The following is a 21332-nucleotide window of genomic DNA, read 5'->3' as shown; positions in this document are numbered from 1 at the left end:
AGTTAAACAAAAAACAATTCAAATGTGATTATAATTCACCAATCAAATTATCGATCGAATTAAAGACCTTGATTTTGGTAGAAACTTTTTCCTTTTTGACGTGTTCAGCCATTTTGCCAAGCACCCAAAGTGTATTATCTTTTTTCATAAGAAGTTGATTTTCAAAACTCTTTAGGTATTTTGGAAGCTCATCAATTTCTGGCTTTATTGTGAAGTATGAAACAAAGGTAATATTATCATAGTTGTCCGTTAGGCTTATCAAGCTAGAAATAGGAACACTTGGTCCTAATAAAATCGAATTGTAACCTCTTGAAATTATCTCAAAATTCAGATACATAAGTCCCAATTCGTGGATCTCGTTATCTGGTAAAAACAATACAAAAGTGGTGTTGGAATTTGAAATAGTTGTGGACTGAACTTTTTCTGTATTTAGAATAATCTTTTGGCGAATTAAATTGGATATAAAATGTTCATGGGCCGGTGTAATTGTATCGGTTTGCCATAATACACCAATTTCCGAAAGTAAAGGAATGAGAATATCATTGAAAATTTCCCTGAAAGATTTCGTCTTTGATAGATTTGTATAGGTAGATTGAAACATTTGTTGATCGAAATTGAGCATCGATAATTTCAGCAAATTTAAAGTGTGGTCTTTAGCACTATCCCCAACGGCATTATTTTTGACCAATTCACCCAGTTTATCTTTGGGAATCGCAGCAATTTTGGAAATTTTAAAACCGTTATCATTTAAATAACTAACGTTCAGAAGTGTCTGCAGACTTTTTAGATCGTAATATCTTATATTCGTTTCAGTTCTTTCAGGCTGTAAAAGATTGTATCTTCTTTCCCAAATTCGAATGGTATGAGCTTTAATACCAGTGAGATTTTCAAGGTCCTTGATGCTGAACGTAGATTTAAGATTGTTCATTTTTAAACGTATAATCTTAAACAAAAATAATTAAAAATACTTATTGTAGAAAAAAATGAAGAGAAAAGTGCGCACGAGAAGACTCGAACTTCCACATCCTAAACGGATACCAGCCCCTCAAGCTGGCGCGTCTACCAATTCCGCCACGTGCGCTTAATTCAATATAAAGATAAAGGTAAAAAAAAAGTCAAGCAAATGCTTAACTTTTTGTGACCCGGCTGGGGCTCGAACCCAGGACCCCAACATTAAAAGTGTTGTGCTCTACCAGCTGAGCTACCGAGTCTTTGTTTTACGAGGGTGCAAATATAAAAACGATTAATTTATAATGCAACGCTTTTTTGATATAAATTTGTTTTTTTTATTCGGTTTAAGCGTAAGAAGTTTAAAATCAATTTTCTATATTAAAAGTTATGAAAATTTTATTAATGGGCTATATGGGTTCTGGTAAATCGACTGTTGGAAAACGGCTTGCTGAAATTCTGAAATTTGATTTTATTGATCTTGATGCATTTATTGAACAAAATGAAAATCAGTCTATCGTAAACTTGTTTAAGGCAAAAGGTGAAATTTATTTCAGGAAAAAAGAGAGCCTTTACCTTAATGAAATACTTTTAAAGAAGAATGTGGTTATATCATTGGGAGGAGGAACGCCTTGTTACGGCACAAATATGAATCGGATATTAACTAGTGAAAATGCTAGAAGTGTATATCTTAAACTTTCAATACCCAGTTTGGTTTCACGATTGAATGATGAGACAACCAAACGTCCCTTGATAGCTCATTTGAAGACCGATGAAGAACTGGTCGAGTTTATCGGCAAACATCTTTTTGAGAGATCACCATTTTATAATCGGGCAGATTTAACGGTTTCGGCTGATTATAAAACTGTAGATGAGCTTACCGAAGAAATTGTAGCTAATTTATTTTAAGTACGCTTCAAATTCTTTTCCTTCAAGTACAACCTCTACATGCTCATTCAATGATGTCGACAAGGAAATGCCCTTAAAATCAGCTTTGACGGGAAATTTTTTGTGATTTCTGTTGACTAAAACGGCAGTCTTGAATTGCTTCAAAGGAACTTCGAGAAAATGCTTGACCCCATAAATTAATGTGCTTCCAGAATTCAGTACATCATCGATTAGAACGATTGATTTACCTTTATAATCTTCCGATTTCAAAGAAGTTTTGATGCTGGATAAAGGATTCTTTTTGTCAATCGTGACTTTACATAAAACGGAATTCAATTCTGAGATCCTGTCCAAATTTGATTTTAATTTTTTGGCAAGAATATATCCGTTAGAATCTATACCTGCTAAAATAACTTCAGTTTCATTGACATTGCTTTCATAAATCTGGTAGGCAATCCTTCTGATTTTATGTTTAATTTCTTCGTGATTTAAAATGATGTCTTTAGCTGGAGTCATAAAGTTTCCTTTTAATTCCAAAGATAAAAAAGAGTTTATTTAATCAATATCTTCATTGTCATAAAAATCATCAATATCTCTTCTGTCTTTCTTTGTAGGTCGCCCAGAACCTTTTTTTCTATAATAATCTTTTGAGTATTTAAGTAATTCTTTCGCTTCGAAAGCCTCTTTAGGAGTTGTGTCGGTTCGATAAATATCCACAAGCTTTGCACCAACCCTATTTTCGGGAATATCGTTGACCGTCAGTCGGTAGTTGATTTGATCTTTCCTTAATTCAATTTTATCGGTAGGAAAAACTTCTCTACTGGGTTTGACCACTTGATCATTCACCTTTACATGACCTTTCTTGCAAGCTTCTGTAGCAATATTTCTAGTTTTATAATATCTGACGCACCAAAGAAACTTATCTATTCGCATATAAATTTATCAAAAACAACGTTGATGTAATTGCACAAAAATATTATAATATTGTATCTTGCACACAAAAAATAAGCAATAATGAACTTAAGAAAATCTACATTTGGCGTGCTTTTGCTGCTCGCATTGGTTTCATCGTGTAAAAAAGATGATGATGACAGTATTCCTTTTGTTGAAGCTGATAGAACCGAACAACAAGTAATTGATGGGGATTCATTAATAGGATATCTTCAAACACATTATTATAATTCTGGAACTTTTGAAACACCTGGCGATTATAGTATCGACGAAATAATTATTAATGAATTGCCTGTTGATGAGGTTACGGGTGAGTACTTACCTATGCCCAACCCTAGTGTCAACACGATGTTAATTGATGCAGTAGAAACTCGTACCACAACATATCTTGATGTTGAATATACTTATTACTTCTTAAAATTAAATGAAGGCGCAGGAGAAAGCCCTCACTTCACTGATGCCGTTTTGGCTAACTACGAAGGTATGATGCAAGATGGTGACGTTTTTGACAACACTATTAATGCGCAGTCTCCCTTTAATTTGCTTGATCTTGTTCAGGGTTGGCGTTTAGTGATGCCGGAATTTAAATCGGCCGAAAGTTATGTTTTAAATGATGATGGAACTTTGAGCTATAATAATTACGGTTTAGGTGTAATGTTTTTTCCTTCAGGTTTAGGGTACTTTGGTCTACCACCTGTGGGAGTTAATTCTTATGCGAACCTTATATTTAAGTTTGCCTTGTATCAAACTGAAATAAATGATAATGACAGTGATTTTGTTCCATCATATTTGGAAGATTTAGATAACAATGGAAATGTTTATGATGATGATACAGATGGTGATGGGATACCAAACTTTCTCGATACAGATGATGATGGTGATGGTGTTTTAACTCGTTATGAAGATATTGATCATGACGGTAATCCGATGAATGATGATACAGATGGGGATGGAGTTCCAAATTATCTAGATCGGGACACGAGAATAGATAACAGAGAAGATTAAAAAAAAAGCCGCTTATTAAAGCGGCTTTTTTTATAGTATAAATGATAAACTTAATATCAGTTGTTCTGGTCTCGTGTCAATTCTGCTGACTATTCCAGAGCCCAGGTTATTATTGATGAAGATTGCTTCATTATCGTTGAAACCACGTTCGTATCTTAAATCAATTCCGATTTTGTTAAAGTTTAAACCGATTCCAAAATTAAGTCCAACCGAAAAATCATCTTCGATATCATCTATTGTTATACCGTCAAATTCTGTATCGACAATGTATTGAAGAGATGGGCCTCCAAAGACGCTGACAGGTCCTAGGATTTTGACACCGACTAATAATGGTGCATCAAATTTTTTCATCCGGAAATCATCACTATCATAAGAACTTTTCGTACTTGTATAAACTAATTCTGGTTTGAAGTATAGTCTGTCTCCAATTTTTCCAAAAATACCTAAATGATAGCCAATATTTCTATCTGGATGTTCAGCATTAGCACCAATAGATTCAAAATAATCACCATTGCCATTGTAGTTTAAACCACCTTTAATGCCGAAACCGCTTCCGTTTTGAGCTTGAATTGCAATACTGCTTCCGAAAAGCAGCAATACTACTATAATCACCTTTTTCATAATGTTCGTTTTTGTTGTTTCGATTTGTACAATCAAAAACGCTGCCAAACGAACATTATTTTCTAGTCATCACTTTTTTAACAGCTTTGATAATCGCATCACTATTCAAACCATATTTATTCATCAGTTGCGCAGGAGTACCTGATTCTCCAAAAGTGTCATTGGTTGCAACAAATTCTTGAGGAGTTGGATTGTGCTGTGATAAAGCTCTTGAAATACTTTCACCAAGGCCACCAAGAAAATTGTGTTCTTCAGCTGTAACGATACATTTCGTCTTTTTCACCGACTCTAAAATAGCTTTATCATCAAGAGGTTTAATTGTATGAATATTGATAACCTCGGCTGAAATTCCTTCCTCATTCAACTTTTTAGATGCTTCTAGCGCTTCCCAAACCAAATGGCCTGTTGCCACTATGCTAACGTCGGTTCCTTCAGTAAGATGAATGGCTTTTCCTATTTCAAAAGTTTGATTTTCTGGAGTGAAATTAGGAACAGAAGGTCTTCCAAATCGAAGATATACAGGTCCATGATGGTCGGCAATCGCAATGGTTGCGGCTTTGGTTTGATTATAATCGCAAGGATTAATAACAGTCATTCCTGGAAGCATTTTCATAAGTCCGATATCTTCCAATATTTGATGGGTTGCGCCATCTTCTCCCAAGGTTAATCCTGCGTGAGAAGCACAAATCTTTACATTTTTATCTGAATACGCTACACTTTGACGTATTTGGTCATACACACGACCTGTCGAGAAATTGGCGAATGTTCCAGTAAACGGAATTTTCCCACCAATGGTCAAACCTGCTGCAAGACCAATCATATTGGCTTCAGCAATACCAACTTGAAAAAAGCGTTCTGGATGATTCTTTTTAAAATCGTCCATTTTTAATGAACCTATTAAATCTGCACAAAGCGCCACGACATTTTCATTTGTTTTGCCCAATTCTGTCAAACCTGCTCCAAATCCTGAACGTGTATCTTTATTTCCTGTATTTGTATATGTTTTCATAAGTCTTTTTCCTTCTGATAAAAATTAATAATCACCCAACGTTTCTGCGTTTTGCGCTAACCCTTTTTCCAATTGCTCATCATTGGGTGCTTTTCCGTGCCAAGCGTGCGTATGCATCATAAAATCAACACCATTGCCCATTACGGTCTTGAGCATGACGCAAACAGGTTTTCCTTTACCAGTTTTATTTTTTGCAACTGCCATGCCTTTGATAATCTCTTCAAGATTATTTCCTTGGTTGATCTCAACAACATCCCATCCAAATGCTTCAAATTTCTCTTTCAAATTACCCATCGGTAATACAACATCTGTCGGTCCGTCAATTTGCTGACCATTTAAATCAATGGTAGCAATGATATTATCAACATTGTTTCCTGCGGCATACATAATGGCTTCCCAGTTTTGACCTTCCTGAAGCTCACCATCACCATGCAAGCTGTACACTAAATGGTTATCATTATTCAATTTTTTTGCTAAAGCCGCTCCTAAAGCTACTGACATGCCTTGTCCAAGAGATCCAGAAGCTACTCGAACGCCAGGTAGACCTTCATGAGTGGTAGGATGTCCTTGAAGTCGCGAATCAATCAAACGGAATGTGCTCAATTCTTCCACAGGAAAATAACCTGCTCTGGCAAGAACACTGTAGAAAACAGGTGAAATATGGCCATTACTCAAAAAGAAAATATCCTCACCGATACCGTCCATTTCAAAACTATCTTTTCGATCCATGATTTTATTATATAAGGCGACGAAAAACTCTGTGCAACCCAAAGAACCACCAGGATGGCCAGAATTTACTTTATGAACCATGCGCAAAATATCGCGCCTTACCTGTATGACTAAATCTTCTAAATGCTTTGTATCAGACATGCTATTGTATGTTAGTTTTTTTTCAGTTGCAAAAATAAAGTTTAAATAGGCTTAATCAAAAACCGATTGTCCGCACTTATTAACGAATTCATCACTTTTGCTAACAATTTTGATTTTATTAAGATTCATAGTAAAGGAGTTATTTATATTTGCCATCATGAAATTTGATTTAATAACCAAGGATTCCCAAAGTAAGGCTAGAGCAGGAACGATACAGACCGATCATGGTGTGATTGAAACGCCTATTTTTATGCCTGTGGGAACTGTTGGCACAGTGAAGGGTGTCCATCAACGTGAGTTGAAGAATGACATCAATCCAGATATTATTCTGGGTAATACCTACCATCTTTATCTTCGTCCGCAGACTTCAATTTTGGAGCAAGCTGGGGGTCTTCATAAGTTTATGAATTGGGACAGAAACATTCTGACTGATTCTGGAGGCTATCAAGTGTACTCATTGTCTTCAAACCGAAAAATTAAGGAGGAAGGCGTTAAATTCAAATCGCATATAGATGGCAGTTACCATGTGTTCTCTCCAGAAAATGTGATGGAAATCCAAAGAAGTATTGGTGCAGACATCATTATGGCTTTTGATGAGTGTACTCCTTATCCTTGCGATTATCGATATGCACAACGAAGTATGCATATGACGCATCGATGGCTAGACCGTTGCATCAGTCATTTGGAAAAGACACCTTTAAAGTATGGTCATCATCAATCTTTTTTTCCGATAGTTCAAGGAAGTACTTATAAAGATCTGCGTCAGCAATCAGCAGAATATATCGCAAATGCAGGAGCGGAAGGAAATGCTATTGGAGGTTTGTCGGTTGGCGAACCAGCTGAAGAGATGTATGCCATGACGGAAGTTGTAACAGCTATTTTGCCGAAAGATAAACCTCGCTATTTGATGGGAGTGGGCACACCTATTAATATTTTAGAAAATATTGCGTTAGGTATAGATATGTTTGATTGTGTAATGCCGACGCGTAATGCTAGAAATGGGATGTTGTTTACAGCGCAAGGAACCATCAATATCAAAAATAAAAAGTGGGAAGCAGATTTTTCACCAATAGATGAAATGGGCATCACGTTTGTTGATACTGATTATACGAAAGCATATTTACGCCATCTGTTTTCAGTGAATGAACGGTTGGCAGCACAGATTGCTACAATTCATAATTTGGGTTTCTACATGTGGTTGGTTAGGGAAGCGAGAAGGCGTATAATTTCAGGTGATTTTAGAGCTTGGAAAGACCAAATGGTGAAACAAATGGACAATAGGTTATAAGATAAAATAGTTGAAATTGAAGATATTAGATTGGTACATACTTAAACGTTATCTCTTCACATTTTTGATGATGCTATTACTGTTTATCCCTATTGGTATAACAGTAAATCTTGCGGAGAAAATCGGAAAGATTCTTGAAAACGAAGTTCCTTTTGGTGAAGTAGCGTTGTATTATTTAAACTTTACAATCTATTTCGCGAACTTACTTTTTCCGTTGTTTTTGTTCCTTTCAGTGATTTGGTTCACATCCAAACTTGCGAACAACACAGAGATTGTCGCTTTTTTGAGTTCCGGAGTGTCTTATTTCAGATTTATGCGGCCTTATATGATTGGAGCAACAGTAGTTGCGATCATGGCTTTGATATTGGGATTATGGCTGGCACCCATGGCAAGTAGAGGTTACAATCAGTTTATATTTAAGCATTTGAAAAACAGAGGTGCCGAGTTACAGACTCAAAACATTTTTAGGCAGATAAATGACAATGATTACATCTATGTGAGTAATTTCGACACCAAACAGAAAATTGGCAATAATTTTACTTACGAACATTTTGAAGGGAATAAACTGAAATACAAGGTTTTTGCAAACTCAATTTCTTATTCTGAAAAAGACAGTTCTTATCGTTTATTTAATTATGTAAAACGAACCATTGGAGACCATGATGATATTATTGAAACGGTAAGACGAAAGGATACACTTTTTACATTTGATTTGGATGATTTAACTCCGGTGGAATATATTGCGGAAACGCTTTCTTATAGCGATTTGAATAATTTCATTGAAAAAGAAAAGTCCAGAGGTTCGTCAAATATCGGACGATATGAAGTTGTTAAATACAAAAAATGGAGTTTACCTATTTCTGTATTTATTTTGACAGTTATTGCCGTAGCCGTTTCTTCCATAAAACGAAGAGGAGGAATGGGTGTCAATCTTGCTATTGGCATTGGTATTGCAATGATCTATGTGTTTTTTGATAAGGTATTTGGTGTCATGGCCGAGCAGTCTGACTTTCCTCCGTTGGTAGCTGTATGGTTTCCTAATGTAGTTTTTGGTATCTTGGCTGTTTATATGCTCTATAATGCAAAACGCTAAACTCAAAAACTATCTCCATCTTCATTTTTTAGTTTTTATTGCAGGGTTTACCGCTATTCTTGGTGATTTAATTTCTATTGGTTCAATTCCATTGGTATGGTTTAGAATGCTCATTGCTGGTCTTCTGATGTTTTTATACATTAAATCTATCAAGCTAAAAATTAAGGTAAGCCTTAAAACCATGATGCGCTTTTTTGGAGCAGGAATTATCATTGCACTTCATTGGATTACTTTTTTTGAAGCGATAAAACAATCCAATATTTCCATCACTTTGGCAATGTTTTCAACAGGTGCTTTTTTCACATCTTTTATTGAACCATTGATATATAAAAGAAAAATTGTTTGGTATGAAATTCTCTTCGGGATTATTGTAATTATTGGTGTCTTTCTGATTACAAGAAGCGAAATCAAATATCTAAATGGAATTCTTCTGGGAATATCTTCAGCACTTTTCTCCTCATTATTTGCAGTCATTAATGGCAAGTTTATTGAAACCCATAGAGCAACAGTCATTTCATTTTATGAATTTATCAGTGGTGTGGTATTCATAACGTTATTTCTTCTGTTTTTCAAAGGAGGTTTTTCTACGGAATTTTTCACCTTATCATCTTCAGATTGGATATATCTACTCATTTTGGCATCAATTTGCACTGCATATGCATTTATAGGAGCGGTTCAAGTAATGAAATACATCAGCCCATATACAGTCATGCTCACCTACAATTTAGAGCCTATCTACGGAATAACATTGGCTCTTCTGCTGTTTCCTGAAACTGAGACCATGAGTGTCCAATTTTATTATGGTGCTATTTTGGTGCTAATCACAGTGTTGGCAGAAGGGTTTGTTAAGAATTCAAAATTGTTCAAAAAGAAAAATACCATTTCTACCAAAGCCGATTAAATTTTTATCTTTGTAGACTAACTTATAATTAATCTAACTTAAATTTCTATGGAATATTTAGAATTTGAGCTTCCCATTAAAGAATTAGAGGAACAACTTGAAAAATGTCAGGTTATTGGTGAAGAAAGTGATGTTGATGTGACCGAAACCTGTAAGCAAATCGAAAAAAAGCTTGTTGAAACCAAAAAAGAAATATATAAAAACCTCACAGCATGGCAACGTGTTCAGCTTTCTCGCCATCCAAATAGGCCTTACACCATGGACCACATTAAAGCACTGTGTGGTGATTCATTTTTAGAACTTCATGGTGACCGAAATGTGAAGGACGACAAAGCAATGGTAGGTGGTCTTGGAAAAATCGGAGACCAAAGTTATATGTTCATAGGTCAGCAAAAAGGCTATAATACAAAGACTAGACAGTACCGAAATTTTGGAATGTCAAACCCTGAAGGTTATAGAAAAGCACTTCGTTTGATGAAATCTGCAGAGAAGTTTAATATTCCTGTCGTCACCTTGATTGATACTCCAGGTGCTTATCCAGGTTTGGAAGCCGAAGAAAGAGGTCAAGGAGAGGCAATCGCTAGAAACATTCTAGAAATGACGCGTCTCAAGGTGCCAATTATTTGTTTGATTATTGGTGAAGGCGCATCTGGCGGAGCATTAGGAATAGGAGTGGGAGATAGAGTTTTGATGCTCGAAAATACATGGTATTCTGTAATTTCTCCAGAGTCTTGTTCTTCAATTTTATGGCGAAGCTGGGAATACAAAGAGAAAGCTGCCGAAGCCCTAAAACTGACGGCAAAAGATATGAAAAAGCTTCACTTGGTTGATGACATTATCAAAGAACCACTTGGAGGCGCACATACTGACAGAGAAAATACATTCATTGCCGTTAGAGACGCCATCGTTAAGGCTTATGATGAATTGAAAAACTTATCACCAAAAGATTTGGTTAAAAAGCGTATGGACAAATATGCTGACATGGGTGTCTTCAAAGGTTAAATAAGATAAAATCACATACTAAAAAAAACTGAAGCTATTCGCTTCGGTTTTTTTTATAGCTATTAACAATATTATTTAGTTATCAACAGTTAAATTGTTAATGACTTGTTGAGATTACGCCATTTGAAATGGTCATATTTTTTTACAATTTAGTTACTTTCGCTGTTATGAAGCAACCCAACCCAGTCCCAGGATATAAAGTAGATAAAAGTACCATTATTAGTCTCGAAAAGGGGAAAATACCTCCTCAAGCTATTGATTTAGAGGAAGTTGTTCTTGGAGCAATGATGATTGATAAAAAAGGTGTCGACGAGGTTATTGATATTTTGAGCCCCGAAGCCTTTTACAAAGATGCTCATAAATACATCTTTGAGGCCATTTTTAAATTATTTGAAAATAGTGAACCGGTTGACTTATTAACCGTTTCTAGTCAATTAAAGAAAGATGCAAAACTTGAGTTGGTAGGAGGTGATTTTTATCTCATTTCGTTGACCCAAAGAGTGTCTTCTTCTGCACATATTGAATTCCATGCGCGAATCATTCTTCAAAAGTTTATTCAGAGAAGCTTGATTAAAATTTCCAGTGAAATTATCGAAGAAGCCTATGACGAAACAAAGGATGTTTTCGACTTGCTGGATGCTGCTGAAGCAAAACTTTATGAAGTGACTCAAGGCAATATCAAAAAGTCAACCGAAACAGCTCAAAGTTTGGTGATTCAAGCCAAAAAGAAAATTGAGGATATTTCAAACAAAGAAGGTTTGAGTGGTATCCCATCAGGTTTTACGAAGCTTGATAAGCTGACTTCCGGTTGGCAAGAAAGTGATTTGATTATCGTGGCAGCACGTCCTGGTATGGGTAAAACAGCTTTGACCTTGTCTATGGCTAGAAATATTGCCGTCAATCAAAATGTGCCTGTAGCATTCTTTTCTTTGGAGATGTCATCGGTCCAATTGATTACGCGTTTAATTTCAAGTGAAACTGGGCTTTCTTCGGAAAAATTACGTACTGGAAAATTAGAAAAGCACGAGTGGGAACAATTGAATGTGAAAGTCAAAACATTGGAAAAAGCGCCTTTATTTATAGATGACACACCTTCTTTATCCATTTTCGATCTTCGTGCCAAGGCGCGTCGTTTGGCTTCGCAATATGGTATTAAAATGATTATCATTGATTATTTGCAATTGATGACCGCTGGAGGAAGTCAAAAAGGAGGTAATCGTGAGCAAGAAATTTCTACCATTTCTCGAAACTTGAAGGCATTGGCAAAAGAGTTGAGTGTCCCAGTGATTGCCTTGTCGCAGTTATCGCGTGCTGTGGAGACTAGAGGTGGAAGCAAGCGTCCGTTGTTATCAGATTTGCGTGAATCTGGAGCTATTGAGCAAGATGCTGATATTGTGTCGTTTATATATCGTCCTGAATACTACAAAATTGATGAATGGGATGATGATGACCATACACCTACCGAAGGACAGGCAGAATTTATAGTTGCAAAGCATAGAAATGGTGGATTGGAAAACATCCGATTGAAGTTCATCGGTCATTTAGGTAAATTTGACAACCTAGATGAGTTTGATACACCATTTGGTGAATTCCATAGTAAAATGAATGCAGCTGCAAACGATGATACTTTCAAAAGTGGAAATTATCCTTCACCTAGCGATGCCTTTGACCCACCAGTGGAGGACGATGATAATGATGTGCCGTTTTAATTCAAAACTTAACTTTTTGTTTGAAATTATTCTTGCCTGAAAGTTTATCTTTGCAAGCTATTTAAAAGACAGCCTTTCACTATGGATAAGATACGCACCACGAATACTTTATTGTTGGTTCTTGTAATTCCGGTTATTTTCTATTTACTGAAAATACTTTCCTTCATATTTATTCCGGTGGTGTCTTCAATGTTCATTGCGTTGTTGTTTTTACCTTTGATGCGTTGGCTTGGAAAAAGAGGCGTTCATAAAGTGTTAAGTATTGGCATTGTTATTCTATTGATTTTATTGGGATTGGCTCTAACAGCTGAATTAATTCATCTGTCTAGTCAACAAATTATGTCTTCGGACAGTACATTTTTTGCGCAAGCAGAACTGAAGCTGACAAACCTGAAGCAATCGCTTGAAGCATTCCTTGGGACAAAATTGGGAAATGAAGATAATTTCATTGCAGAGATTCTTCAAAAGGACAGTCTTGGAAAGGCATTTGGATTTGTTGGCAATATGTTGAGTATGACATTGACTACGGCGTTCTTCACGGTTTTATGGCTGGCAGAATCTATCAATGTCCAAAAATTGATGAATGCCACATTATTAAAACAGAAACATACATCAGTTAAAACATTTCGTAAAGTTGAAAAGGATTTAATCAAATTTATCAAAGTAAAGTTTTTGGTAAGTCTAGGAACTGGAATTGGAATTGGCCTTGCTTGTGTGTTTTTTGATGTCAGTTTCCCTATATTTTGGGGATTATTCGCCTTCGTCATCAATTTTGTTCAAATGATAGGATCTTTTATTTCCGTTATTGCGTTGGCAATTTTCGCTTTTGTGGAAATACAATTAATGGGAACATTGTTTTTCTTTGTTCTTTCCATCACAATGGTCCAGGTGATTTTTGGCGCAATTCTCGAGCCCATTTTTATGGGAAAATCGTTTTCCATCAATATCATTACAGTCTTGGTAATGTTGATGTTCTGGGGCTTTATTTGGGGAATTCCAGGCATGATAATGTCTATTCCAATTACTGTTTTTATCAAAATAATTTTAGAACAATTTCCAAATACTCGCGTAATTGCTAGTTTGCTTTCAGGAAACGAACTGATTATTAAGAAGTAACTTTAACCTAATATTTCCTTAAAGTTTTTCAATCCGCTGCAATTTTTGAGTATATTTCCACTATGAAGAAGATTGCCTTATTGTTGCTATTTGTATTTTTTGGATTTAAATCCTATGCTTCGTATATCCTGATTCCTATGGATGCTGAAGGGCAGAAGAACCATTTAAAGGCATATGGAGTCACTTATTGGACCTTGGAAAAACAACTCAAAGTCAATTGGTTGCTAAATTATAGAGGTGGTTCATTTTTATTGCCAGATACAGAAGCCATTCAACGTGAGTGCCAAATAAGAGGAGTTTCCTATGAAATCTTGTCTGATACAAAAACAGAAGAAATTCTCAACCTTATTGCGAGTCCATCGCAAAATATGGAAGCGGTAATTCTTGAAAAAGCACCAAAAATTGCTGTTTATTCTCCAAAAGGAAATTTACCTTGGGACGATGCCGTGACAATGGTTTTGACCTATGCCGAAATACCTTATGATGTGATTTATGACGAAGAAGTACTCAACGATGCTTTGGTTTTATACGATTGGCTACATCTTCATCACGAAGACTTTACAGGTCAGTATGGTAAGTTTTACCGAGCTTATAAATCAGCAGCTTGGTATATAGAAGAGAAAAAGGAGGCCGAAGCTTTGGCTACAAAATTAGGTTACAATAAAGTTTCTGAAGAGAAGCTAGACGTCGCATTGAAAATTCGAAATTACGTTGTAGGTGGAGGATTTATGTTCGCTATGTGCAGTGCGACAGATAGTTTTGATATTGCATTGGCCGCCGAGGGAGTTGATATTTGCGAACCAATGTTTGATGGTGATGCCAGCGAGCCCAATTATCAGAATCTCATCGACTATAATAAAACCTTCGCATTTAAAGATTTTATTTTGGAAAGAAACCCAAATGTTTATGAGTTCTCATCTATAGATATGACCCAAAAGAGGCAAATTCTTCCCACGCTCGATTATTTTACCTTGATGGATTTTTCAGCAAAATGGGATCCTGTGCCAACGATGTTATGCCAAAATCATACAGCTTTGGTAAAAGGTTTTATGGGACAAACAACCTCTTTCACCAGAGACGAAATCAAATCGAATGTCTTGATTCTTGGTGAAAATAAAAGTAATGGTGAGGCAAAATACATTCATGGTATCAAAGGAAAAGGCTTCTTTACGTTCTATGGAGGCCATGATCCAGAAGATTATACCCATAAGGTTGGAGACCCAAAGACCGAACTCGAACTTCACCCAACCTCACCAGGTTATCGCTTGATTCTGAATAATGTATTGTTTCCTGCGGCCAAAAAGAAAAACCAAAAAACCTAAATTAAGCCTACCGCTGTATATGAATTTTCTGTTGTCATTTTCAATTAGCCTCATTGGTCTGTTATTATTGCTTCTAAATACTATTTTGTTTATTAAAAACAAAGAGGTTAGGGGAAAGGTATCAAAGGTTTTTATAGCCTATTTGGTATCGCTGTTAAGCATAGAGATTTTGTGCCATGCCATTGGGTTTTTCAAGCCTGGTTCTAATTTATTTCTTTCCCATTTTTATTTTTTATTTCAATTTTTATTCTTGGGTTACTTCTATTATACATTAATAAAGGACAAATACTTTAAAAGTCTTATGTTATCTTTGGCTACTGCCGTTCTTATCATTTTGGTATATTCGTACGTAACGGATCCAACGATATTTTGGAGATTCAATGAATTGGAAATATTAGCCACCTCCTTTTTTCTTGTATTTTGTGCAATATGTTTTATTCTCTTGAACATGGATAAACATCACAAATATTTCCATTTTTCCTTGGGAGTTATCATGTACTTATTATGTAGTATATACATATTCATTACTGGTAATGCAGAATTCATTATTATTAAAGAGCCATTGATTGATATTTGGGTGCTTAACTCATTTTTTTATATTATGTATCAATTGATGATTCTTAAAGAATATAGATTATTGGCGAGTTTTCATAAGGATAATCTAGTTCTTAAATGAGCTTTTTTTTGTATTTTTAAAAGAAAAGAACATATGTCTACAAAGGAAGTTATACTCAACAAAATTCAGATTTTAATATCCAATAGTTTTGAAACTCCAGAAAAAGCTTTTTCATTTTTTGATGATGACGATGACGGGAAACTGTCAAAAAAAGAAATTTCTGAATTATTAAAAAAGGCAGAAATCAGTGGTTTGATAAGAGGAATCGTTACCAATAAACTGATTGAAGGTTATGATAAAGACGGTGACGCACTCGTCAATTGGAGCGAGTTCAAAGCTGCAGTGGATGAGATAGGGAAAAAGACTAACTAAATACATTTCATCCTTTGAAATACGCACTAAAGCAATTTTTTAAATTATTGTTTTTTTCGACCGTTTTTTGGTCCTTCGTTTTTTGTCTATTTATCCTTATCAGATATTACGGTAGGCATCAAGAACAAGTCAATTCGGTAAGATTATCTGAACAAATTGCCGTATCTGAATACCTTATGTTTGGTGTCATTCTAGGTGTAATGGTTGCAATTGTTTACACTATTATAGAGTTTTTGTTTGATAAGTTTTTATCTAAAACACTACATCTAGGAATTATAATTATTCTTAAATCTATTATCTACCTATTTTTTCTGATCTTTTCTCTCACTTTCATTGCTTATTTAGCTGAAGATTATATCAATGTTGATTTCCCAAACCACAGAGGGTGGTGGATTTCCAATAGGATATTTTGGTTAGTGACTGCCTACTTTATTCTATGTTCACTCATGTTTTCACTAATAAGGTTGGCAAATGATAAATTTGGAAAAGGCGTCATATTAAAGATGTTGTTTGGAAGATATCGTAAACCGAGAGAAGTCGAGAGGATATTGATGTTTATTGATTTAAAATCCTCTACTTCTATAGCGGAAGAACTGGGACATCTAAAATACAGTCGTTTTATACAAGATTGCTTTTATTATTTAAATCGGATAATAAATAAATATAATGCCGAAATATATCAATATGTTGGTGACGAAGCAGTACTGACATGGACAATGAAGAAAGGGACAAAACACCTCAATTGTTTAAACTTGTTTTTTGAATATGATGCAAAGCTTCGAAAGCATGCAAAATATTATATGAAACGATATGGTGTTGTCCCAGAGTTTAAGGCTGGACTTCATTCAGGGAAAATTATAATTGCCGAAGTTGGAACCATTAAAAAAGAACTGGCTTATCATGGAGACGTTATAAATACCACTTCGCGCATTCAAGAACAATGTAATGAATACGAAGAATCATTTTTGACTTCAGAAGAAATGCTTTCACACCTTAAATTAAGTTCAAAGTTTAAAGCAATTCCTCTTGGGAATGAGCTTCTTGAAGGTAAATCAGAAGAACTCAAGCTTTATGCTATTCACAAAGTAAAAAAATAAGAGTTGTCTTAAAACTTGAATCTTAAAGCCAAACCAGTGTAATCATCACCTCTGAAATCGCGACCTCCAACAGGAGTTAATTCAAGAGAATTTTCTCTGGTTTTATGCATTTCAGGAATTAAAATTCCAGCTGTCATACCAAGTCCATATCCTAATAATACATCAGTTAAAAAGTGTTGTCCGGCTTGCATTCTAAAATATCCGACGGTAGCTGGAATAACTGCTGCAGATGCCCAGATCCAGCCTTTTCCAGTGGCATCTGGATTAAAATCACAATAAACTTTCGCAGCGAAGAATGTAGCAGTGGCTGCTGCTGCTACGTGGCCAGAATAAAAAGAACGTTGTCCATTATTTTTTGTACGTCTATCTATATCGACGCTCTCATCATAGACATAAGGTCTAGATCGATTTACTAAACCTGCTGTAATAGTGTAAAGAGCAGATGTCGTTGAAAGACTTTGAAGATACATTCCAACAAACTGCCCAGTGTGATCATTGATTTCGTCATCGAACAACATGCCAAAAGGCAAAATAAAAGATGCAGCAAAAGGAATATCGCTTATATTATTGGCAGTTTCTGAACTATTACCGGCAACCCAACGATCTATAAAAATGATATCGTCCGCATCCAAAGCATTTACTTCGGCAACAGTTATGTCATCTTTATTTTGAATTAATATCAAACCATAAGCACTTGTTCCCATGGCTGCACCTGTCCAAACGCCATCTCTAACCCATTTCCATTCATATGGTGATGTACTTTGAGCGTTTGCAAAATTGGTTAACAATAAAATGGTTATAACAATTAATCTTTTCATAAACAATATATTTTAGTAATAATACTAGACTTTTAATTCATGCTAAAATATAGAATAGAGGTTTGCTCATGTAGCTTTTATGATATAAAGGTTAACTCTATCTAAACCTTGAAATATATCTTCATTCAATAAAAAAATCCGATTCGTAAGAATCGGATTTTATAAGCGAAATGTGGTTATTATTTTGGCGAAACGCCTATTTTTTTACTTTTTTTGCAATCGCTTCAAAAGCTTCAGGGTTGTTCATAGCTAAATCTGCAAGAACTTTCCTGTTCAATTCGATGTTATTAGCTTTAACTCCTCCCATAAATTTTGAATACGACATCCCATGCATTCTAGCTGCAGCGTTGATACGTGCAATCCATAATGAACGGAAGTTTCTCTTTTTTTGTCTACGGTCTCTGTACGAATATAACATCGCTTTGTCAACCGCATTTTTAGCTACTGTCCAAACGTTTTTACGTCTTCCGAAGTAACCTTTTGCTTGCTTAAGAACCTTTTTTCTTCTGGCTCTCTTCGCTACTGAATTTACTGATCTTGGCATTTCTTAATTGTTTTTTGTAGTGGGCGACCTATAAATGGTACTTGCTAAAATTTATTTGCCCAACTCCATGGTTTATAATTTGTTTTAACCGTTTAAAACAGTGTTACTTTAAACGCAACATTGTTTTAACATTGTTCTCGTCTGCTGGATGCACTAAAGTGTCATGTGTCAGAGCGAGTTTACGCTTTTTAGACTTCTTTGTCAAGATATGACTTTTAAAAGCGTGTTTTCTCTTGATCTTACCAGTACCAGTGAGCTTGAATCTCTTTTTGGCACTAGATTTAGTTTTCATTTTCGGCATTTCTCCTAATTTTTATTTTACGTTTCGCTTATTATCTTTAAACTGTAAACAGTTTTATTTTGCTTTTTTTGGCGCAATGAACATTGTCATTCGTTTTCCTTCAAGCTTTGGCATTTGTTCAACTTTGCCATAGTCTTCTAGGTCTTGAGCCAATTTCAACAACAGGATTTGACCTTGTTCTTTAAACACAATCGAACGTCCTTTAAAGAATACGAATGCTTTTAATTTAGCACCTTCTTTTAAGAATTTTTCTGCATGTTTCTTTTTGAACTCGTAATCATGGTCATCTGTTTGGGGACCAAAACGAATTTCTTTTACAACAACTTTAGTTGCTTTGGCCTTTAAAGCTTTATCACGTTTCTTTTGCTCGTAAAGAAACTTCTTATAATCCATAACCTTGCATACAGGAGGATCAGCTTTTGGTGAGATCTCTACAAGATCAACACCTTGCTCTTCAGCTTGTGCTAATGCATCTCTTAATGAATAAATACCAGTCTCAACGTTATCACCTACTAATCTTACTTTCTCGGCTCTAATTTTTGAGTTAATTCTATGCTGCTCCTCTTTTTCAGTGTTTCTGAAATTACCTTTTGTTCTACGTATTGCTATGGCTTAAATATTTTAGTTAAACTTATTTTATATTAAAATGATTTTAATGTTTTGCTTATTTCACTTTCAACAATTTTTGAGAACTCCTCTACATGAATCATGCCTAAATCTTCTCCACCATGTTGACGAACTGAAATCTTGCCTTCGTTTTCCTCATTCTCTCCAACGATAATCATAAAAGGTACTTTTTGCATTTCAGCTTCCCTGATTTTCTTACCAATGGTTTCGTTTCTATTATCAACGAGGGCGCGAATTTCGTTATTTTCTAGCAAATTTAAAACTTTTTCAGCGTATTTTTCATATTTCTCACTGATTGATAGGATGATTGCTTGAGTTGGCATCAACCACAATGGGAAATTTCCTCCAGTATGTTCTAACAAAATAGCCACAAAACGTTCCATACTGCCAAATGGAGCTCGATGGATCATCACAGGTCTGTGCAATTCGTTGTCACTACCTTTATAAGAGAGATCAAAACGTTCAGGCAAGTTGTAATCAACTTGAATTGTTCCTAACTGCCAGTTTCTGCCCAACGCATCCTTGACCATAAAATCAAGTTTTGGACCGTAAAATGCTGCCTCTCCTTCCACAACTTCATAATCCAATCCCTTATCTTTAGCAGCATTGATGATAGCATGTTCAGCTTTATCCCAATTCTCAAGACTACCTATATATTTTTCTGGTTGTTCTGGATCTCTAACAGAAACTTGAGTTCTGAAATTCTCGAAACCCAATGAACCGAATACATATAAAACTAAATCAATAACATTTTTGAATTCAGCATCAAGTTGATCAGGAGTACAGAATATATGAGCGTCATCTTGAGTAAAACCTCTCACTCTGGTTAAGCCATGAAGCTCTCCACTTTGCTCATATCTATATACTGTTCCAAACTCGGCATATCGTTTAGGTAGATCTTTATATGAAAATGGTTTAGTATTATAGATTTCACAATGATGAGGACAATTCATAGGCTTCAATAAAAACTCTTCGCCTTCTGCAGGAGTATGGATTGGCTGAAAACTATCAGCTCCATATTTGGCGTAATGGCCAGAAGTAACATAAAGCTCTTTTTGGCCAATATGAGGAGTTACTACCATTTCATATCCAGCTTTTTTCTGTGCTTTTTTGAGAAAATTTTCTAATCGCTCTCGCAGCGCTGCTCCTTTAGGCAACCATAGAGGTAAACCCTGGCCAACTTTTGATGAAAAGGTAAATAGTTCTAGTTCCTTTCCTAATTTCCTGTGGTCGCGACGTTTTGCTTCTTCTAGTATCTCGAGATATTCCGTGAGGTCTTTCTGTTTTGGAAAGGAGATTCCATAAACTCTTGTCAATTGCTCGTTCTTTTCATCACCTCTCCAGTAGGCTCCAGCTACAGAAAGTAATTTTACTGCTTTTACAATCCCTGTATTTGGTATGTGTCCGCCCCGGCATAAATCAGTAAACGTTGAATGATCACAAAACGTAATTGTCCCATCTTCTAGATTTTCTATCAATTCTATTTTGTATTCGTTACCTTGGGACTTGTACATCGAAAGTGCATCGGCTTTTGAGACCGAACGCATTTTAAAGTCATATTTTCCTCTTGCTATTTCAAGCATTTTATCCTCAATGGATTTAAAATCCTTTTCAGAGATAGACTGGTCTCCTAAATCCACATCATAGTAAAATCCATTTTCGATAGCAGGACCGATAGATAACTTTATGCCTGGATATAACTCTTCAAGGGATTGAGCTAAAATATGAGCAGAAGAATGCCAAAAGGCTTTCTTTCCTTCTTTGTCATTCCAAGTATACAAAACTAAACTACCATCTTGTGTTAATGGTGTGTCGGTTTCAACAATTGTATTATTAAAGCTCGCGGAAATAACATTTCGAGCTAAACCTTCACTAATACTTTTTGCAACATCCATAGGAGTTGAATTTAAAGGAAACTGTTTTATACTACCGTCAGGCAAAGAAATATCAATCATAAAATATTATTGTAATTAGAGTTTGCAAAGATAATATGATTAATGCTACCATACAATATAATATATAGGTGTAAATTTTATTGTTACTTTTATGAGGTATTGAGATTGATTAAAAGCTTATTTTACCTTTTCATTGATTTTTTTTGACGAACTATTTAACGCAAAGTCTTCAGGGATAGGGTTGTAAAAAAAACTTCAAAAAAAGGTTGAAAAAGTTTTGCTGGTAAGGGGAAAAGGGTTGTATATTTGCACCCTCGCAAAACGGGACGGTCCTTATGG

Annotated in this window: 22 protein-coding genes and 2 tRNA genes; 11 read left to right on the top strand and 13 right to left on the bottom strand. The window is 35.4% G+C overall.

Translation table 11 applies throughout. The features are described from left to right. Nucleotides 1-28 precede the first annotated feature (28 nt). The 3 genes from M0G43_RS04610 to M0G43_RS04600 form a co-directional block, all read right to left on the bottom strand. Nucleotides 29-928, bottom strand: a complete 900-nt coding sequence (locus M0G43_RS04610; RefSeq protein WP_248023857.1) for a MerR family transcriptional regulator — start codon at nt 926-928, stop codon at nt 29-31. Nucleotides 929-996: 68 nt separating this feature from the next. Continuing rightward, nucleotides 997-1081, bottom strand: a tRNA-Leu gene (locus M0G43_RS04605). A 57-nt stretch (nt 1082-1138) separates the two neighbouring features. After that, nucleotides 1139-1211 (bottom strand) — tRNA-Lys (locus tag M0G43_RS04600). Between the two features lie 127 nt (nt 1212-1338). On the opposite strand from M0G43_RS04600, the gene M0G43_RS04595 reads away from it, so the two are divergent. Then, nucleotides 1339-1857: a shikimate kinase gene (locus M0G43_RS04595; RefSeq protein WP_248023855.1), complete on the top strand. Its 519-nt coding sequence runs from the start codon at nt 1339-1341 to the stop codon at nt 1855-1857. On the opposite strand, the gene M0G43_RS04590 is transcribed toward M0G43_RS04595, so the two are convergent. Continuing rightward, nucleotides 1849-2352 (bottom strand): phosphoribosyltransferase domain-containing protein, encoded by a 504-nt coding sequence (locus M0G43_RS04590; protein WP_248023854.1) that lies wholly within the window; start codon nt 2350-2352, stop codon nt 1849-1851. The genes M0G43_RS04595 and M0G43_RS04590 overlap by 9 nt on opposite strands. A 39-nt stretch (nt 2353-2391) precedes the next feature. Beyond that, nucleotides 2392-2769, bottom strand: coding sequence for an RNA-binding S4 domain-containing protein (locus M0G43_RS04585; RefSeq protein ID WP_248023853.1), 378 nt, complete (start codon nt 2767-2769; stop codon nt 2392-2394). A gap of 81 nt (nt 2770-2850) precedes the next feature. Here M0G43_RS04585 and M0G43_RS04580 point away from each other — a divergent pair, with 81 nt between their 5' ends. Beyond that, on the top strand, nt 2851-3792 hold the full coding sequence (locus tag M0G43_RS04580) for an FKBP-type peptidyl-prolyl cis-trans isomerase (RefSeq protein WP_248023852.1): 942 nt from the start codon (nt 2851-2853) through the stop codon (nt 3790-3792). Between the two features lie 30 nt (nt 3793-3822). Here M0G43_RS04580 and M0G43_RS04575 read toward each other — a convergent pair whose 3' ends face one another. The 3 genes from M0G43_RS04575 to M0G43_RS04565 are packed head-to-tail and all read right to left on the bottom strand — an operon-like array spanning nt 3823 to nt 6292. Next, the gene (locus M0G43_RS04575; RefSeq protein ID WP_248023849.1) at nt 3823-4413 is read right to left on the bottom strand and encodes an outer membrane beta-barrel protein; all 591 of its coding nucleotides are present in this window, start codon (nt 4411-4413) and stop codon (nt 3823-3825) included. 55 nt (nt 4414-4468) lie between these two features. Continuing rightward, a complete protein-coding gene (locus tag M0G43_RS04570; RefSeq protein ID WP_248023847.1) occupies nt 4469-5422 on the bottom strand; it encodes a transketolase family protein in 954 nt (317 codons plus the stop codon). Nucleotides 5423-5446: 24 nt separating this feature from the next. Then, nucleotides 5447-6292 (bottom strand): transketolase, encoded by an 846-nt coding sequence (locus tag M0G43_RS04565; protein WP_248023845.1) that lies wholly within the window; start codon nt 6290-6292, stop codon nt 5447-5449. Nucleotides 6293-6449: 157 nt separating this feature from the next. On the opposite strand from M0G43_RS04565, the gene tgt reads away from it, so the two are divergent. The 9 genes from tgt to M0G43_RS04520 all read left to right on the top strand — a co-directional run bounded on the left by tgt (nt 6450) and on the right by M0G43_RS04520 (nt 16808). Further along, nucleotides 6450-7580: a tRNA guanosine(34) transglycosylase Tgt gene (gene tgt / locus M0G43_RS04560; protein ID WP_248023842.1), complete on the top strand. Its 1131-nt coding sequence runs from the start codon at nt 6450-6452 to the stop codon at nt 7578-7580. A gap of 16 nt (nt 7581-7596) precedes the next feature. Beyond that, a complete protein-coding gene (locus M0G43_RS04555) occupies nt 7597-8673 on the top strand; it encodes an LptF/LptG family permease (RefSeq protein WP_262917147.1) in 1077 nt (358 codons plus the stop codon). Continuing rightward, nucleotides 8660-9574, top strand: a complete 915-nt coding sequence (locus M0G43_RS04550; protein ID WP_248023841.1) for a DMT family transporter — start codon at nt 8660-8662, stop codon at nt 9572-9574. The genes M0G43_RS04555 and M0G43_RS04550 overlap by 14 nt, the downstream gene beginning before the upstream one ends. Nucleotides 9575-9622: 48 nt before the next feature. Beyond that, nucleotides 9623-10576, top strand: a complete 954-nt coding sequence (locus M0G43_RS04545; RefSeq protein WP_248023839.1) for an acetyl-CoA carboxylase carboxyltransferase subunit alpha — start codon at nt 9623-9625, stop codon at nt 10574-10576. A gap of 167 nt (nt 10577-10743) precedes the next feature. Continuing rightward, complete coding sequence (gene dnaB / locus M0G43_RS04540) at nt 10744-12285, top strand: replicative DNA helicase (RefSeq protein ID WP_248023837.1); 1542 nt, start codon at nt 10744-10746, stop codon at nt 12283-12285. Nucleotides 12286-12366: 81 nt separating this feature from the next. Beyond that, nucleotides 12367-13401: an AI-2E family transporter gene (locus M0G43_RS04535; protein ID WP_248023835.1), complete on the top strand. Its 1035-nt coding sequence runs from the start codon at nt 12367-12369 to the stop codon at nt 13399-13401. A gap of 62 nt (nt 13402-13463) precedes the next feature. Further along, nucleotides 13464-14723, top strand: coding sequence for an asparagine synthetase B (locus M0G43_RS04530; protein WP_248023833.1), 1260 nt, complete (start codon nt 13464-13466; stop codon nt 14721-14723). A gap of 709 nt (nt 14724-15432) precedes the next feature. Then, entirely contained in the window at nt 15433-15711 is a 279-nt protein-coding gene (locus M0G43_RS04525; RefSeq protein ID WP_248023831.1) for an EF-hand domain-containing protein, read from the top strand. 14 nt (nt 15712-15725) lie between these two features. After that, on the top strand, nt 15726-16808 hold the full coding sequence (locus M0G43_RS04520) for an adenylate/guanylate cyclase domain-containing protein (protein WP_248023829.1): 1083 nt from the start codon (nt 15726-15728) through the stop codon (nt 16806-16808). An 8-nt stretch (nt 16809-16816) separates the two neighbouring features. Here the strand turns inward: M0G43_RS04520 and M0G43_RS04515 are convergent, their stop codons facing one another. The 5 genes from M0G43_RS04515 to thrS all read right to left on the bottom strand — a co-directional run bounded on the left by M0G43_RS04515 (nt 16817) and on the right by thrS (nt 21053). Further along, on the bottom strand, nt 16817-17626 hold the full coding sequence (locus M0G43_RS04515) for a phosphatase PAP2 family protein (protein WP_248023827.1): 810 nt from the start codon (nt 17624-17626) through the stop codon (nt 16817-16819). Between the two features lie 196 nt (nt 17627-17822). Then, on the bottom strand, nt 17823-18170 hold the full coding sequence (gene rplT, locus M0G43_RS04510) for a 50S ribosomal protein L20 (protein WP_248023825.1): 348 nt from the start codon (nt 18168-18170) through the stop codon (nt 17823-17825). 103 nt (nt 18171-18273) lie between these two features. Continuing rightward, nucleotides 18274-18471 (bottom strand): 50S ribosomal protein L35, encoded by a 198-nt coding sequence (gene rpmI / locus M0G43_RS04505; RefSeq protein ID WP_248023823.1) that lies wholly within the window; start codon nt 18469-18471, stop codon nt 18274-18276. 54 nt (nt 18472-18525) lie between these two features. Then, nucleotides 18526-19080, bottom strand: a complete 555-nt coding sequence (infC, locus tag M0G43_RS04500; RefSeq protein WP_317231445.1) for a translation initiation factor IF-3 — start codon at nt 19078-19080, stop codon at nt 18526-18528. A 32-nt stretch (nt 19081-19112) separates the two neighbouring features. Further along, a complete protein-coding gene (thrS, locus tag M0G43_RS04495; RefSeq protein ID WP_248023821.1) occupies nt 19113-21053 on the bottom strand; it encodes a threonine--tRNA ligase in 1941 nt (646 codons plus the stop codon). Nucleotides 21054-21332: the final 279 nt, after the last annotated feature.

It is taken from the genome of Subsaxibacter sp. CAU 1640, from assembly GCF_023156585.1.
In the GTDB taxonomy this organism is placed as follows: domain Bacteria; phylum Bacteroidota; class Bacteroidia; order Flavobacteriales; family Flavobacteriaceae; genus JBPOFM01.
Note: the sequence above shows the minus strand (reverse complement) of the source record. Positions and strands in the feature narration are given on the sequence as shown.

Bases quoted from the DNA above. Each gene is read 5' to 3' on its own strand.
- M0G43_RS04545 (WP_248023839.1), top strand. From the start codon at position 9,623: ATGGAATATTTAGAATTTGAGCTTCCCATTAAAGAATTAGAGGAACAA.
- M0G43_RS04610 (WP_248023857.1), bottom strand. From the start codon at position 928: ATGAACAATCTTAAATCTACGTTCAGCATCAAGGACCTTGAAAATCTC.
- M0G43_RS04590 (WP_248023854.1), bottom strand. From the start codon at position 2,352: ATGACTCCAGCTAAAGACATCATTTTAAATCACGAAGAAATTAAACAT.
- M0G43_RS04580 (WP_248023852.1), top strand. From the start codon at position 2,851: ATGAACTTAAGAAAATCTACATTTGGCGTGCTTTTGCTGCTCGCATTG.
- M0G43_RS04530 (WP_248023833.1), top strand. From the start codon at position 13,464: ATGAAGAAGATTGCCTTATTGTTGCTATTTGTATTTTTTGGATTTAAA.
- M0G43_RS04565 (WP_248023845.1), bottom strand. From the start codon at position 6,292: ATGTCTGATACAAAGCATTTAGAAGATTTAGTCATACAGGTAAGGCGC.
- M0G43_RS04525 (WP_248023831.1), top strand. From the start codon at position 15,433: ATGTCTACAAAGGAAGTTATACTCAACAAAATTCAGATTTTAATATCC.
- M0G43_RS04575 (WP_248023849.1), bottom strand. From the start codon at position 4,413: ATGAAAAAGGTGATTATAGTAGTATTGCTGCTTTTCGGAAGCAGTATT.
- dnaB (WP_248023837.1), top strand. From the start codon at position 10,744: ATGAAGCAACCCAACCCAGTCCCAGGATATAAAGTAGATAAAAGTACC.
- M0G43_RS04550 (WP_248023841.1), top strand. From the start codon at position 8,660: ATGCAAAACGCTAAACTCAAAAACTATCTCCATCTTCATTTTTTAGTT.
- M0G43_RS04535 (WP_248023835.1), top strand. From the start codon at position 12,367: ATGGATAAGATACGCACCACGAATACTTTATTGTTGGTTCTTGTAATT.
- rplT (WP_248023825.1), bottom strand. From the start codon at position 18,170: ATGCCAAGATCAGTAAATTCAGTAGCGAAGAGAGCCAGAAGAAAAAAG.
- M0G43_RS04515 (WP_248023827.1), bottom strand. From the start codon at position 17,626: ATGAAAAGATTAATTGTTATAACCATTTTATTGTTAACCAATTTTGCA.
- thrS (WP_248023821.1), bottom strand. From the start codon at position 21,053: ATGATTGATATTTCTTTGCCTGACGGTAGTATAAAACAGTTTCCTTTA.
- tgt (WP_248023842.1), top strand. From the start codon at position 6,450: ATGAAATTTGATTTAATAACCAAGGATTCCCAAAGTAAGGCTAGAGCA.
- M0G43_RS04585 (WP_248023853.1), bottom strand. From the start codon at position 2,769: ATGCGAATAGATAAGTTTCTTTGGTGCGTCAGATATTATAAAACTAGA.
- M0G43_RS04595 (WP_248023855.1), top strand. From the start codon at position 1,339: ATGAAAATTTTATTAATGGGCTATATGGGTTCTGGTAAATCGACTGTT.
- M0G43_RS04570 (WP_248023847.1), bottom strand. From the start codon at position 5,422: ATGAAAACATATACAAATACAGGAAATAAAGATACACGTTCAGGATTT.
- rpmI (WP_248023823.1), bottom strand. From the start codon at position 18,471: ATGCCGAAAATGAAAACTAAATCTAGTGCCAAAAAGAGATTCAAGCTC.